Source organism: Spirillospora sp. NPDC048911 (assembly GCF_043198015.1).
In the GTDB taxonomy this organism is placed as follows: Bacteria; Actinomycetota; Actinomycetes; order Streptosporangiales; family Streptosporangiaceae; genus Spirillospora.
The window spans coordinates 542,044-556,246 of the sequence record NZ_JBICUD010000005.1 but is presented as its reverse complement, the minus strand read 5'-3'; the positions used below and the strand labels follow the sequence as shown (position 1 = coordinate 556,246).

Sequence of the window (14,203 nt, the reverse complement as noted above, 5' to 3'; positions counted from 1 at the left end):
ATGACGACCTTCGAGGTGTGGGCACCGGACGCCGACCGAGTGCAGGTAGCAATCGGAGCCAACGAGACTGGTGGCGGCACCGGGGCAACGGATAGCAGCGTCGAAGTGGTCGCGAGCGGCGAGGTGGCCGGTGGTGGCGGCGCAGGGTCTGGCGGTGGCGGCGCGGCACTTGGCGCCGACGCGGTGCGTCGTGGTGAGGGGCTCGAACGGCATGCGATGCGGCCGGTGCCGGGAAAGCCGGGTTATTGGACGGCCGACATCGCGGACGCCGGACACGGCACCGACTACGGATTCGTCCTGGACGACGCAGACGAGGTACTGCCTGACCCCCGTTCGCTCTGGCAGCCCTACGGGGCGCATGGTGTGAGCCGGGTGTACGAGCACGACCGCTTCTCCTGGACCGACCAGGGATGGCGGGGACGGCCGCTGCGTGGAAGCGTCCTGTACGAGTTGCACGTCGGCACGTTCACCTCGGAGGGCACACTCGACGCCGCCATCGGCAAGCTCGACCACCTCGTTTCCCTGGGCGTGGACGCCGTCGAGTTGATGCCGATGGCCTCGTTCCCGGGCAAGCAGGGCTGGGGATACGACGGCGTCCATCTGTGGGCGGTGCACGAGCCGTACGGAGGTCCGGACGCGCTCAAACGCTTCGTCGACGCGGCCCACGGGCGCGGGCTGGCCGTCGTGCTCGACGTGGTCTACAACCACCTCGGCCCGAGCGGCAACCGGCTGACGAGCTACGGGCCGTACTTCACCGACTTCTACGCCACGCCCTGGGGCGACGCGGTGAACTTCGACCGGGCGGGCGCGGACGAGGTCCGCGCGTTCGTCGTCGGCAACGCGCTGATGTGGCTGCGCGACCACCACATCGACGGGCTGCGCCTGGACGCGGTGCACGCCATCGCCGACGACCAGGCCGTGCACATCCTGGAGGAGCTGGCGATCGCGGTGGACGGGCTCCGCGCGAGCCTCGGCCGCGAGCTGTTCCTGATCGCCGAGTCCGACCTTAACGACCCGCGGCTGGTCAGCGCCCGGGAGGCGGGCGGCTACGGGCTCGACGCGCAGTGGAACGACGACTTCCATCACGCCCTGCACGCCGCCCTGACCGGGGAGACGCAGGGCTACTACGCCGACTTCGGGTCGATGGAGACGCTCGCCAAGGCCCTCACGCGGGTGTTCGTGCACGACGGCACGTGGTCGACGTTCCGCGAGCGCCACCATGGGCGTCCCGTGGACGTGGACAGGATCCCCGGCCACCGTTTCCTGGCGTACCTCCAGGATCACGACCAGGTGGGCAACCGCGCCACCGGTGACCGGATCAGCGCCACCGTGCCGGCCGGCCTGCTCAAGATCGGCGCGGCGCTGGTGCTGACGTCGCCGTTCACGCCGATGGTGTTCATGGGGGAGGAATGGGCGGCCGGGACGCCCTGGTGCTACTTCACCGACCACGCCGAACCGGAGCTGGGCCGTGCGATCAGCGAGGGACGGCGGCGCGAGTTCGGCCGGCACGGCTGGGCGGACGAGGTTCCCGATCCACAGGCTGTGGATACTTATCGGCGGTCGATCCTCGACTGGGCGGAGCCGGGCAAGCCCCCGCACCGCGAGATGCTCGAATGGCACCGTTCCCTGATCGCTCTGCGGCACACCTGGCCGGACCTGACCGACCCCCGCCTCGCCGAGATGAGCGTCACCTATGACGAGGAGGCGCGCTGGCTGGTCGTCCGCCGGGGCCGGCTCACCGTCGCCGCGAACCTCGGCACCGGAGCGGCCCGTCCACCGGTCACCGGCACGCGGGTGATCCTCGCCTCCGATCCCGCCGTCCACCTCGATCGTTCGGGCTCGGGAGCCGCCGGAGCGGGGCTGACCCTGCCCGGCACCTCGGTCGCGATCGTCGCTTAACGGAAACCTGGCTCAAGGCGGACGTGACGCAGCGTTTAATGCGATTCCCGACAAATTTGGACGTGGTCCGGCGGGCTCGGCGGTGGACATCGCAGCCGCGATCATGGTCGTAACCACGGGGTCTGGTGGGGCCAGAGTGGCGACTACCTCCTGTTTCTTCGCCGTATGTGCGTATTCGAGGATGTACTACGAGTGGCAAACCGCAGGTCAAGAGCGCGGCGGTAGCCAGGAAACGTTCATGAATGGCCATACGATCGGTCCCATGACCTCAGTACTGCTCGCCGAGGACGACACGTCCATCTCCGAGCCTCTCGCCCGCGCGCTGCGGCGGGAGGGCTACACCGTCGAAGTGAGCCCGGACGGGCCGCAGGCCCTGGAGCGGGCGCTCGGCGGCGGCGTGGACCTCATTGTCCTCGACCTTGGATTGCCCGAGCTCGACGGGCTCGAGGTGGCACGCCGGGTCCGTTCGGAGGGCCACGGGGTGCCCATCCTCATCTTGACCGCCCGGGCCGACGAGGTGGACACGGTCGTCGGCCTGGACGCCGGCGCCGACGACTACGTCACCAAGCCGTTCCGGCTGGCCGAGCTGCTCGCCCGGGTCCGGGCCCTGCTGCGCCGCGGCAGCACCGAGACCCCGATCGTCCAGGGGGTGCGGATCGACGCCGAGTCGCGCCGGGCCTGGATGGGCGACCAGGAACTCCAGCTGACCACCAAGGAGTTCGACCTGCTGCGCGTGCTCGTCCGGGACGCCGGCAAGGTGGTGACCCGCGAACAGATCATGCGCGAGGTGTGGGACACCAACTGGTGGGGCTCCACCAAGACGCTCGACATGCACATCTCCTGGCTGCGCCGCAAGCTCGGCGACGACGCCGGCAGCCCGCGCTACATCACGACCGTGCGGGGTGTCGGGTTCCGGTTCGAGCGGGGCGACTAGCACGATCCGACATGGTCCAGCAGTCCTGCACCGAGCCGCCGTAAGCGGTGAGGGTGCAGGACTGCACGGTCATGACCTCACTGGCCGTACCCCTTAAGGAGCCCTGATGAGGCGTCGACTGCTCTTCTCGACGCTCGCGGTGGCGGTCGTCGCGATCCTGCTGCTCGGCATCCCCCTCGCGTACGCGACGCGCAAGCTCATCTACGAGGAGGCCCAGCAGTCGCTGGAGCGCGAGGCCTCGTCGATCCTCGGCGGCGTGCTCTTCAGCCTCGAGTCCCGGCAGGACATCACCAGCCAGAAGATCTCGCAGGAGTACCACGGCCGCTACATCGTCATCACCCTGCCGGACAACAAGGTCATAACCGCCGGGACCAAGCCGCCGGACGGCGCCTCCCTGCTGACCGACTCGCGCACCCAGTCGGGCGTGCACGTCCAGGTCTCGCGACCGGCGGTGGAGGTGCAGGACGAGGCGCTCCGGCAGCTGCTGCTCATCGGCGGCCTCGCCGCGCTCGGCATGGCCGTGACCGTCGGCCTGGCCATGTTCCAGGCCCGCAAGCTGACCCTGCCGCTCATCGATCTCGCCGAGACGGCCGACCGGCTCGGCTCGGGCAACGCCCGGCCGCGGCGGCGGCGGTACGGGATCCCCGAGGTCGACCGGGTGGCCGAGGTCCTGGACCGCAGCGCCGTCCGGATCGCCGATCTGCTGGCCGCCAGCCGCGAGTTCGCCTCCGACGCCAGCCACCAGCTGCGCACGCCGCTGACCGCGCTGTCGATGCGGCTGGAGGAGATGATCGAGGCGGCCGAGTACCCGGACGTGGTCCGCGAGGAGGGCGCCGCGGCCGTCGCCCAGACCGAACGCCTCGTCGCCGTCGTCGAGCAGTTGCTGGCCCGCGCCCGGCACGACCGCACCGGCGGCGCCGTGGCGCTGCCCATCGACGACGTCATCGCCCAGCAGGTCGAGGAGTGGCGGCCGATCTTCCGCCGGGACGGCCGCGACATCCGGGTGCTCGGCGACCGGGGCCTGATCGGCATGACCAATCCCGAGGGGCTGTCCCAGATCATCGCCACCCTCCTGGACAACTCGCTGGTCCACGGCGGGGGCACCGTCACGATCAACACCAGGCCCGGCGTCGGCTCGGTGCTGGTGGAGGTCGGCGACGAGGGGCCGGGCATCCCGCCCGATCTGGAGCCCCGGATCTTCGAGCGCAGCGTCACCGGCGGATCGGGCACGGGTCTCGGGCTCTACCTGGCCCGGTCGCTCGCGGTGGTGGACGGCGGCCGGCTGGAGCTGATCTCGCCGCGGCCCGCGGCCTTCGGCGTCTTCCTGCGCCAGACCGCCGAGGCGCAACTGGCCGAACAGCGCGTGGTGGTGGGCCCGACCTGACCCGGGGGCCTCAGCGGCTCCCTGACCGGGGCGTCAGTGGCTCTGCGTGAACTCGGCGAGGTCCTCGGCCTGGCGGGCGTCGATCGGGCGGCCGAGCGGCTGCAGCGAGTGCCCGTTGACCGGCTGGGGGGCGGGCGCCGTGGATTCGGGCGCCGGGGTGTCGTGGTCCGCCTCGGGCAGGCCGGACGCGGGGTCGACGTGCGGCGCGGTGACGGGGAGGAACACCCACTTCTTGTACGACCAGAAGCGGAACAGCGTGGCCACGCCGGTACCGACGATCAGCGCGGCGTTGTAGGCGATCGCGCCGGTCAGGTCGAGCACGTAGTGGGTGAACCCGATGAACAGCTGGGTGATCACCAGCCCGACGCCGTTCAGCGCGAAGAACAGCACGTACTCGCGGCCCAGGCCGGTGCGGTCGCGGTGCCGGAACGTCCAGAACCGGTTGGCCAGGTAGGCGAACGTGGTGGCGATCACAGTCGCGATCGCGTTGGACGACAGCGGGCCCATGCCGAGGCCGGAGTCGGAGTGCAGGGCGTTGCTGAGCCCGATCGTGATGGCGAACGCGATGGCGCCGACGCTGCCGAACTTCATGAGTTCGTGCACAAGGTGCGCGAAACGGCGATAAAGGTTGGCGACGAGGCTCACGAAGGGGAGTCCTTCCGGGCTTGCGACTGGTGCACGATGGCGGCGGAGGCACAACGAGAATAGACGTATGGTGCCCCCGTGGCGCCAGAACATGAACGTTTCACACTACCTGGGCGATTCCCTGCCCATCGTTAAGACGGCCACACCCTGTCCGACGCGCGAGGCACCCCGTTCGTTCACTCGCGGGCGGCCGATAACCTTCTCCTCGTGAGAGATCCAGCTCAGGGGCCCCAGGATCCGCAGCGAAGCGAGGAATCCTGGGGAGATCGCGGGGGTCTGGGGGGCGTCCCCCAGAAGACATGGCCTGTGGTGGGGATGGCGGGGGGCGGGCAGCTCGCCCGGATGACCCAGCAGGCCGCGATCGGGCTCGGCGTCACCCTGCGGGTGCTCGCGGGCGCGCCGGACGAGTCGGCCGCGAAGGTCATCGCCGACACGCGGATCGGCGACGACCGTTCCCTGGATGATCTGAGGGCGTTCGCCAAGGGCTGCGACGTCGTCACGTTCGACCACGAACACGTGCCCGGGAGCCACATCGAGGCCCTCGAGGCCGCCGGGATCCCGTGCAGGCCCGGGGCCGCCGCGCTGCTGCACGCCCAGGACAAGCTGGTCATGCGCGAGCGGCTGAGCGCGCTGGGCGCGCCCTGCCCGCGCTACGCCGCCGTCGGTGGGGACGACCCGTTGGCGATCATCGAGGCGTTCGGCCGGGAGACCGGGTGGCCGGTGGTGGTGAAGGCCACCCGCGGCGGCTACGACGGCAAGGGCGTCTGGGTGCTCGACGGGCCGGACGAGGGCCTGGTGCGCGACCTGCTCGCGCGCGGCCTGAGCCTGATGGTCGAGGAGCACGTCCCGTTCCGCCGCGAGCTCGCCGCCCTGGTGGCCCGCTCGCCGCACGGCCAGGGCGCCGCGTACCCGATCGTCGAGACCGTCCAGGAGAACGGCATCTGCGTCGAGGTGATCGCGCCCGCGCCCGGCCTGGACGAGGAGACCGCCGCGGAGGCCCAGCGGCTCGCCCTGGAGATCGCCGAGAGCCTCGGCGTGACCGGCCTGCTGGCGGTCGAGCTGTTCGAGGGCGACCGGGGCCTGCTGGTGAACGAACTGGCCATGCGCCCGCACAACTCCGGCCACTGGACGATCGAAGGCTCGCGCACCTCGCAGTTCGAGCAGCACCTGCGGGCCGTCCTGGACCTCCCGCTCGGCGAGACGAGGCCCACGGCGCCCTACGTGGTGATGGCCAACGTGCTCGGTGGCGACGACCCCGACGTCTACTCCCGCTACATCCACGTGATGGCGCACGATCCGGGCGTGAAGGTGAACCTCTACGGCAAGGAGTCGCGCCCGGGCCGCAAGATCGGCCACGTCACCGCGCTGGGCGACGATCTCGCCGAGGTCCGCCAACGCGCCCGCCACGCCGCCGACTACCTCCGCTGGGGCCCGCGGGGACCGGAAACCAAGGGAGACGCATGACGACGCCGCTGGTCGGGGTAGTGATGGGCAGCGACTCGGACTGGCCGGTCATGAAGGCCGCCGCCGAGGCGCTGGCGGAGTTCGGCGTGGCGTACGAGGCCGACGTCGTCTCCGCGCACCGGATGCCGCACGACATGATCCAGTACGGCGAGGCCGCGGCCGATCGGGGCCTCCGCGCGATCATCGCCGGGGCGGGCGGGGCCGCCCACCTGCCCGGCATGCTGGCCTCGGTGACCCCGCTGCCCGTCATCGGCGTGCCCGTGCCGCTGAAGTACCTCGACGGCATGGACTCGCTGCTGTCGATCGTCCAGATGCCCGCCGGCGTCCCGGTCGCGACCGTCGCGGTGGGCGCCGCGCGCAACGCGGGCCTGCTGGCCGTACGGATCCTGGCCGCGTCCGACGAGGCCCTCCAGGCCAAGATGCGGGACTTCCAGCGAGACCTGTACGACCAGGCGAAGGCCAAGGGCGCCCGCCTCCGCGACAACCTCTGAGACGCCGCCTCTCAGCACCCGTCTCAAGCTGCACCGCGAGCGCGCTAGCGGGTCGTGGAACGAGCCGAAGGCGAAGCTTCACGAGAGATCGCGAAGCGATGTCGCGCTCGCCGCTTTTGCGGTTCGGTCCCGAGCCGCCAGGCGAGGGGCCGAGGCCGTAAGAGCTATCTACGCAGCGCCCATTCGACGGCTGGGCAGCGGTCCATGACCACGTCCAGGCCCGCCTCCCGGGCCCGTTTGGCGGCGGCTTCGTCGATCACGTCCAGGGGCAGCCAGACGGCCTTGGCCCCGGCGGCGATCGCCTCGTCCACGACGGCACCGGCGAACTCGGTTCGCCGGTAGACGCCGACGACGTCGATGGGCCCCTCGGAGACGGGGATGTCGGCCAGCGAGGCGTATCCCTGCTCGTCCAGGACGGTGCGTCCGTCCGGATGGACCGGGATGATCCTCTTGCCGCGCTGCTGGAGGAGCCGTGCCTGGTTGTGGACCTCGCGGTCGGGGTTGTCGCCCAGCCCCACGAACGCCCACGTCTTCGTCTCGTTCAGGAGCCGCCGGATCACCGTCAGGTCCGCGTACGCGTCAGCCATGTCCACGACAACAGCTCCTTGGTCATCAGGATTCCGGGGGGACCGAGCGGACCGTCAGCAGATCGCCCGGCTGGCAGCCGAGGACCTCGCAGATCCGCGTCAGCGTCGTGAAGCGGATCGCCTTGGCCCGCCCGTTCTTGAGGATCGAGAGGTTCACCACGGTGACCCCCACCTGCGCGGACAGCTCGGCGAGCGTCATCCCGCGCAGCTCCAGCATCGTGTCGAGATGCACCTCGACGGCGTGCTCGTCCATGGTCTCGCGTTCCCCGCTCACTCCTACACCGTGCCTTCGAGATCTTCGTGCATCCGGACGCCGACCTCCAGGATCCGCGCCACGGTCAGCAGGCCGATGCCGGTGAGCAGCAGGCTCCAGGGGAGGAGCGCGGTGATCTCAAGGCGGAGGTCCGGTGCCTTGCCGGGCCGGTACATCTCGTGGACCAGCCACGTCTCGGCCACGTACTCGCACGTGTGGGCCAGGACGCCGCCCGCCAGCAGCCACCAGCCGGTGAACCGCAGCCGCCGGGCGTTGGTGCGGTGGAACGGGCCGAGGGCCGCGGCGCCGCGCACGAGCCGCCACAGCAGCGCCATCGCGCCCAGATAGAGGACGAACGCCGGCAGGCCGGTCAGGACGTCCAGGGTCAGGAGCCCGATGTCCGCGTCCTCCATGCAGATCTCGACCGCGCTGTCGCCAGCCACCTTGACGCCCGGCTTGAGCTGGGCCGCCTCGAACACACCGTACGTATTTCCCAGCCGATCCTCGACGCAGGCCTTGCCGTCCCCGGAGCCGGCGAAGGACACGTTGTCGCTGAACGGGGCCATCACGGCGGCGAGCACCAGGAAGCCGACCGTCAGGCCGAAGACGGCGCTGATGATCGTGGCGAACGGTTCGAAGGGACTGAGCTGCTTGCGGCCGGTCTTCAGGCGCATGACGACCTCCATATCGAGATTCGTTGGTATCGTTATTCGATAACAACGACTATCGATATGTCAATGGCCGGGTGCGGCCGGGGGCTAGGGGACCTGGGGACGTCCCAGGGCGCGGTAGCTCCAGCCCGCGGCGCGCCAGCGTTCGGGGTCGAGGGCGTTGCGGCCGTCCACGATGTTCTTCTCCGCCACGACGGCGCCGAGCTCGATCGGGTCCATGTCACGGAACTCGGCCCACTCGGTCAGGAGGAGCACCACGTGGGCGCCCTTGGCCGCCTCCAGGGCGGAGTCGCCGAAGATCAGGTCGGGCTGGGCGCGCCGGGCGTTGTCCATCGCCTGCGGGTCGTACACGGTGACCGTCGCGCCCTGGCCGCGGATGGACGCGGCCACGTCGAGCGCGGGCGAGTCGCGGATGTCGTCGGAGTTGGGCTTGAACGCCGCGCCGAGGACGCCGACCGTGCGGCCGATGAACGAGCCGCCGAGCTGGTGCCGGGCGAGGTCGACCATGCGGATCCGGCGGCGGATGTTGATCTCGTCCACCTCGCGCAGGAACGTCAGGGCCTGGTCGGCGCCGAGCTCGCCGGCGCGCGCCATGAACGCGCGGATGTCCTTGGGCAGGCAGCCGCCGCCGAAGCCCAGGCCCGGCCCCAGGAACTTGCCGCCGATGCGGTCGTCGTAGGACAGCGCCTGGGAGAGCTTCGTCACATCGGCGTGCGCCGCCTCGCAGACCTCGGCCATCGCGTTGATGAAGGAGATCTTGGTGGCGAGGAAGGCGTTGGCGGAGACCTTGACCAGTTCGGACGTCGGGTAGTCGGCCACGATGAAGGGCGTGCCCTCGGCCAGCATCGGCGTGTAGACCTCGCGCAGCACCTTCTCGGCGTGGTCGGCGGCGCCCTGGTCGCCGGGCACGCCGATGACGATCCGGTCCGGGTGCAGGGTGTCCTGGACGGCGAAGCCCTCGCGCAGGAACTCCGGGTTCCACGCCAGCACCGCGTCGCCCGCCGCCGGGGCCTGCCGGGCGATGCGCTCCGCCAGCCGCGCCGCGGTGCCCACCGGCACGGTGGACTTGCCGACGATGAGGCACGGCCGCCGGAGCCGGGGCGCCAGCTGGTCGATCGCCTCGTCCACATACGTGAGGTCGGCCGCGTACTCGCCGACCTTCTGGGGCGTCCCCACGCACACGAAGTGCACGTCGCCGAACTCGGCGATCTCGTCGTACGACGTGGTGAAGCGCAGCCGCCCGTTCTCCAGGTTCCGCCTCAGCACGGGCTCCAGCCCGGGCTCGTAGAACGGGAGATCGCCGGCGGCGAGACACTCGATCTTGCGTCTGTCGATGTCGAGACCGATGACCTCGAAGCCCAGGTCGGCCATGCAGGCCGCGTGGGTGGCACCCAGATACCCGGTTCCGATCACCGTGAGGCGGTGGGCCACGGTGTCTCCTCTCGACTTCTACCTGCTCAGGCCGGCGAAGTGTACCGGCCGGTAGCATGCGTGTTATGAGTGCCGACTTTCCTGCGTACGCCCCGTCTGAGGAGCACGAACTCCTCCGCCAGACGGTCCGCGAGCTCGCCGATGCCAAGATCGCCCCGCATGCCGCGGAGGTCGACGAGGAGTCCCGCTTCCCCCAGGAGGCCCTGGACGCGCTGGTGCAGAACGAGCTGCACGCGGTGCACGTCCCGGAGGCGTTCGGGGGAGCCGGTGCCGACGCCCTGGCAACGGTGATCGTGATCGAGGAGGTCGCCCGCGCGTGCGCGTCCTCCTCGCTGATCCCAGCCGTCAACAAGCTTGGCACGGTGCCGGTCCTGTTGTCGGGCTCGGACGAGCTGAAGAAAAAGTATCTGACTCCGGTGGCCAAGGGCGAAGCCATGTTCTCCTACGCCCTCTCGGAGGCCGAGGCGGGCTCCGACGCCGCGGGCATGAAGACCAGGGCCGTCCGCGACGGCGACCACTGGGTCCTCAACGGCGCCAAGATGTGGATCACCAACGCCGGTGAGTCGGAGTACTACACGGTGATGGCCGTCACCGACCCCGCCGCCGGGGCCCGCGGCATCTCCGCCTTCGTCGTCGAGAAGTCCGACGCCGGCGTCTCGTTCGGCCCCAAGGAGAAGAAGCTGGGGATCAAGGGCTCCCCGACCCGCCAGGTCATCCTGGAGAACGTCCGCATCCCCTTGGACCGGATCATCGGTGCCGAGGGCACCGGCTTCAAGACCGCGCTGGCCACCCTCGACCACACCCGCATCACCATCGCCGCCCAGGCCCTCGGCATCGCCCAGGGCGCCCTCGACTACGCCGTCGGCTACGTCAAGGAGCGCAAGCAGTTCGGCAAGGCGATCGGCGACTTCCAGGGCGTGCAGTTCATGCTCGCCGACATGGCCATGCGCCTCGAAGGCGCCCGCCAGCTCACCTACCACGCGGCCATCAAGTCCGAGCGCGCCATGCACGGCGCGAAGATCCCCGACCTGACCTTCGTCTCGTCCGCCTGCAAGTGCCTGGCCTCCGACGTGGCCATGGACGTCACCACCGACGCCGTCCAGCTCCTGGGCGGCTACGGCTACACCCGCGAGTTCCCCGTAGAACGCATGATGCGCGACGCCAAGATCACGCAGATCTACGAGGGCACCAACCAGATCCAGCGAATGGTCATGGCCCGCCAACTCCTGAAGTAGGCCCGTGATGCGCGCGGCCGAGCCCCCCGTCCGAAGTCCGGACGGGGGCTCGCATACGGTCACGGCCTGGGACGGGCGATGTACCCTCCGGAGGGGCCGTGTCGCCGCATGTTGGGATTGATGTGCCGAACCAGTTCGAGGTCGCCCAGCTCGGGATCGACGAGTTGCCGACGGATCTGCATTACCAGTTGACCGACCCGCGGACGGGCAGACGATCTTCTTTGTCGGCCGGGCGCAGCCTTCCCGGGGAGTCCGAACGCATTCCCCGCGTCACCGTCGAGGTGATGGACCTCCACGGCGAGACGCTCTTTTTCGTTGACCGGTCGGAACGAGTGGTCGGGCACGGAGGCACGCCGCAGTGCGCCGCCATCGACCCTTCCGGCCGCGTCATCGGCTACAAGGCCCATGACCACTACAAGATCTTCGAGCCCATGCGCAGCGGGAACATCTGCGTGATCCCGACCATGAGGTCGTGGGCGATCTCGGATGGGAGGCCGGGGGACTTCAGGTCGCGGGGGCCGACGGGACGGTTTGGGGCAGGATGACCGATCGGGTCATGGAGGTCCAGCCGGGCACCCCGCGGGACGTTCGCGCGTTGGTGATCATGACGGTCGTCGCCGGGTGCCTGGACGAGCGGCTTCTCACGTCGTTCATCACGTCCGGGTACCGGCGGCCGGATCCGCTGGCGCCGCCGACCGAGCCCTATCCGGGGTATGCCGATGTTCACTCCTTCTACATGACCTACCAGGAGGAGTTCGTGGAGTGGTACAGGAAGCACATCAACAAGGGGGCGATCGGTGCTGCCGCGGGCACTTTGTGAGGGCGGTGTAGCGTCCCGATGATGGTGGCGAACCTGTTCGAGGCTCCGCGGCTGCAGGCTGATCAGGCGGCCGGTGATCTGCACTATGTGCTGCGCGATCCGCAGGCGGGTGAGGTCTTGGCCACGGCGATGCCCGTGGCGGTGGGAGAGGTACGGCAGCCGGCGGGAATGAAACGGTTCTTCCGGTCGACGCCCGGCCATATGCCCGGCGAGACTCAGGCCGTTCCTCGTGTCACCCTTCGAGTGGTGGACGGGCACGGGGCGACGCTTTTTTATGTTGACCGGGCGGAAAGAGTGGTCGGGCACGGGGGTGTGCCCGAATGTGCGGTGGTCGACCCGGCGGGTGGGGTGGTGGGGTATTTCACCAATGACCACTACAAATTCTTCGACCGGTCGTTCGAAGGGCCGGTCGACGGCAATGGCATGACGCATATCAGCGGGCGGGAGCATCTGCGGGACCGCGACCATGAGGTTCTTTGTGACGTCGTCGGCCTTCTCGACAAGGCGGCCGCGAGCCGGGGGGCCGTGGGGGACGGAGGCGTGCTCGTCGTGGGACGTGACCAGAGCATCTGGGCGAGATTGGACCGGCAGGGCATCGGACCCGTCATGGAGGTCAATCCGCAGGTCCCGCGACACCACAGGATGCTGCTGGCCGCCATTCTGCTCGCCGGGCGGCTCGGCGAGCGGCTTCTTCTGCCCCTGATCCAGGGTTCCTTTGATCCGCCGGAGCCGCTGGCGGGTGAGCCCTATCCGGGATATGGCGACGTACATTCCTTCTACATGCGCTATCAGGAGGAATTCATCGCCTGGTACAAGAAGGAAATGCGAGGGGTGCACCGGCTCGGCAGCGCTTAGCCGGGGGCGGCGACCACCGCCCCCGGCTCAGCTCACAGGTTCTGTTCCCAGGGCGGGGGCTGGTCGTCGGCCTTCTTCTGGATGCTTCCGTCCGTCCTGTTGAAGCCCGGCGTGTTGATGTTGTACTTGTCGCTGTATTTGTTCTGGTCGTCCCAGTTACCTTCGTACTCGGCCTTGGAGCCGAGCGGGCCGCTTTCCACTCCGGCGTTGAACGACTTGTTCTTCAGCTTCTCGTTCTCGTCCCACTCGAGCTTGCCGCCGAGGCTCCCGCTGGCCATCCCGCCGGGCGTGGTGCCCTTGATCTTGCCTTCGACCTCCTGCCCCTGCACCTCGCCGTTCCTGATCTTGGCGTGGTAGCCGCCCTCGAACTCGCCCATGCCCCCGGGAGTGGTGAGCTTGGCGCCGCCTCCGACGTTCCAGGTCTTGTCGATGTCGCGGTCGGCGTCGAAGTCGAGTTCGGCTGCGGGGAACATGCCCTTGCCAGACCTGTTCAGGAAGTTGAGACCGGAGTTGACGCCGGCCTGCGCGAGGTTGGCCGCCGCTCCCGCGGCACCTGTGGCCACGCCCTTCTGGAACGCGTCGAAGGCGCCCGTGGCCCCGTTGTTCTCCTGGGAGTTGGCCGTCATCAGCGCCCCCGCGCCCATGGTCGCCGCCGCGATCGTGCCGGCGGTGGCGAGGATGCCGGTCGCCACCGCGGTGATGGTGAGGCCGGTGCCGGCGAGAGCCAGGCACTGGGCGTAGGCCGGGCCGCCGCCGAGCGCGCCGATTCCGGTCGCCGAGGCGAGGAGGGCGGCGGCAGCGATGATCGCGAGGGCGTCCAGATAGACCGCCATGCCCATCGCGAACACCGAGTAGGTGAACAGGGCCCAGGCCACCACCATGATCGAGATCTGGACGGCGTCGAGGTAGGCGGAGAGAGCGTCGACCTGCGCGCTGAAGTCCTGCACGGCGCTCTCGTAGAGCGGTCGGTCGTCCATCGTCCAGGCCTCGCCGGGGATTTCCCGCACGAGCCGGTTGAGCTGCTGGACCGCTTCCGTCAGCTGCTTGGCGGCTTCGTCCCAGGTCTGAGCGGCCTTTTCGAGCTTGGTCGTCTTGCCGGTGGACTGCTTGTAGAGAAAGGTGACCATGAGCGCGGGCGGAAGGTCGATCCCTGCGCCCTGGGCCATGGCCGTGGCGATCGACATCAGGCTCTCGTGCGTGCCCACGACCGAGCCGCCGGACGCGCCGGCGATGAGCGCGCCGAGGCCCCCGAGCGCACCCGCGCCGACGCCTTGCTTGATGCCTTTGGAACCGCCCGCGTTGGCCGTCTCGGTGCGCTGCGACGCGGGGAGATGCGCTTCCGACGCCGGGCTCGGTCCGCTTCCCGCGCCTGGACTCTGCCCGCCGGTCGCTCCCGGGCTCTGCCCGCCGGCCGATCCCGGGCTCTGGCCGCCCGCGCTCCGTCCCGGCCCCTGGGCGCCGCCCGTGTCTGAACCCTGACCGCCCGGACCGTCTCCGGTGCCGTTGCCCACTGCTTCTCGTCCTTTCGTTCGTC

Annotated in this window: 15 protein-coding genes; 9 read left to right on the top strand and 6 right to left on the bottom strand. The window is 69.7% G+C overall.

The window, feature by feature from the left end:
• From treZ to ACGFNU_RS25375, 3 genes are all read left to right on the top strand, one after another.
• Positions 1-1,899: a malto-oligosyltrehalose trehalohydrolase gene (treZ, locus tag ACGFNU_RS25385; protein ID WP_392597360.1), complete on the top strand. Its 1,899-nt coding sequence runs from the start codon at positions 1-3 to the stop codon at positions 1,897-1,899.
• 262 nt (positions 1,900-2,161) lie between these two features.
• A complete protein-coding gene (locus ACGFNU_RS25380) occupies positions 2,162-2,833 on the top strand; it encodes a response regulator transcription factor (RefSeq protein WP_151558558.1) in 672 nt (223 codons plus the stop codon).
• Between the two features lie 106 nt (positions 2,834-2,939).
• On the top strand, positions 2,940-4,217 hold the full coding sequence (locus ACGFNU_RS25375; RefSeq protein WP_392597358.1) for an ATP-binding protein: 1,278 nt from the start codon (positions 2,940-2,942) through the stop codon (positions 4,215-4,217).
• 33 nt (positions 4,218-4,250) lie between these two features.
• Here ACGFNU_RS25375 and ACGFNU_RS25370 read toward each other — a convergent pair whose 3' ends face one another.
• Entirely contained in the window at positions 4,251-4,862 is a 612-nt protein-coding gene (locus ACGFNU_RS25370; RefSeq protein WP_392597356.1) for a GtrA family protein, read from the bottom strand.
• Positions 4,863-5,138: 276 nt separating this feature from the next.
• Here ACGFNU_RS25370 and ACGFNU_RS25365 point away from each other — a divergent pair, with 276 nt between their 5' ends.
• Complete coding sequence (locus tag ACGFNU_RS25365) at positions 5,139-6,326, top strand: 5-(carboxyamino)imidazole ribonucleotide synthase (protein ID WP_392597752.1); 1,188 nt, start codon at positions 5,139-5,141, stop codon at positions 6,324-6,326.
• Positions 6,323-6,817: a 5-(carboxyamino)imidazole ribonucleotide mutase gene (gene purE / locus ACGFNU_RS25360; RefSeq protein WP_392597354.1), complete on the top strand. Its 495-nt coding sequence runs from the start codon at positions 6,323-6,325 to the stop codon at positions 6,815-6,817. Before ACGFNU_RS25365 ends, purE begins: the two co-directional genes overlap by 4 nt.
• A gap of 164 nt (positions 6,818-6,981) precedes the next feature.
• Here purE and ACGFNU_RS25355 read toward each other — a convergent pair whose 3' ends face one another.
• The 4 genes from ACGFNU_RS25355 to ACGFNU_RS25340 all read right to left on the bottom strand — a co-directional run bounded on the left by ACGFNU_RS25355 (position 6,982) and on the right by ACGFNU_RS25340 (position 9,759).
• Positions 6,982-7,404, bottom strand: coding sequence for a CoA-binding protein (locus tag ACGFNU_RS25355; RefSeq protein WP_392597751.1), 423 nt, complete (start codon positions 7,402-7,404; stop codon positions 6,982-6,984).
• A gap of 25 nt (positions 7,405-7,429) precedes the next feature.
• Entirely contained in the window at positions 7,430-7,657 is a 228-nt protein-coding gene (locus tag ACGFNU_RS25350; RefSeq protein ID WP_392597750.1) for a helix-turn-helix domain-containing protein, read from the bottom strand.
• A 23-nt stretch (positions 7,658-7,680) separates the two neighbouring features.
• Positions 7,681-8,331 carry a DUF2975 domain-containing protein gene (locus ACGFNU_RS25345; protein WP_392597352.1) on the bottom strand — a complete coding sequence of 217 codons (651 nt, stop codon included), beginning with the start codon at positions 8,329-8,331 and terminating at the stop codon, positions 7,681-7,683.
• An 84-nt stretch (positions 8,332-8,415) separates the two neighbouring features.
• Positions 8,416-9,759 (bottom strand): UDP-glucose dehydrogenase family protein, encoded by a 1,344-nt coding sequence (locus ACGFNU_RS25340; protein ID WP_392597350.1) that lies wholly within the window; start codon positions 9,757-9,759, stop codon positions 8,416-8,418.
• A 65-nt stretch (positions 9,760-9,824) separates the two neighbouring features.
• Between ACGFNU_RS25340 and ACGFNU_RS25335 the strand changes: the two genes are divergently transcribed.
• From ACGFNU_RS25335 to ACGFNU_RS25320, 4 genes are all read left to right on the top strand, one after another.
• Positions 9,825-10,994, top strand: a complete 1,170-nt coding sequence (locus ACGFNU_RS25335; protein ID WP_392597348.1) for an acyl-CoA dehydrogenase — start codon at positions 9,825-9,827, stop codon at positions 10,992-10,994.
• A 122-nt stretch (positions 10,995-11,116) separates the two neighbouring features.
• A complete protein-coding gene (locus ACGFNU_RS25330) occupies positions 11,117-11,539 on the top strand; it encodes a hypothetical protein (protein WP_392597346.1) in 423 nt (140 codons plus the stop codon).
• Positions 11,536-11,814 carry a hypothetical protein gene (locus tag ACGFNU_RS25325; RefSeq protein WP_392597344.1) on the top strand — a complete coding sequence of 93 codons (279 nt, stop codon included), beginning with the start codon at positions 11,536-11,538 and terminating at the stop codon, positions 11,812-11,814. The genes ACGFNU_RS25330 and ACGFNU_RS25325 overlap by 4 nt, the downstream gene beginning before the upstream one ends.
• Before the next feature lie 21 nt (positions 11,815-11,835).
• Positions 11,836-12,669, top strand: a complete 834-nt coding sequence (locus tag ACGFNU_RS25320) for a hypothetical protein (protein ID WP_392597343.1) — start codon at positions 11,836-11,838, stop codon at positions 12,667-12,669.
• A 32-nt stretch (positions 12,670-12,701) separates the two neighbouring features.
• Here the strand turns inward: ACGFNU_RS25320 and ACGFNU_RS25315 are convergent, their stop codons facing one another.
• Positions 12,702-14,180: a hypothetical protein gene (locus tag ACGFNU_RS25315; RefSeq protein ID WP_392597341.1), complete on the bottom strand. Its 1,479-nt coding sequence runs from the start codon at positions 14,178-14,180 to the stop codon at positions 12,702-12,704.
• Positions 14,181-14,203: the final 23 nt, after the last annotated feature.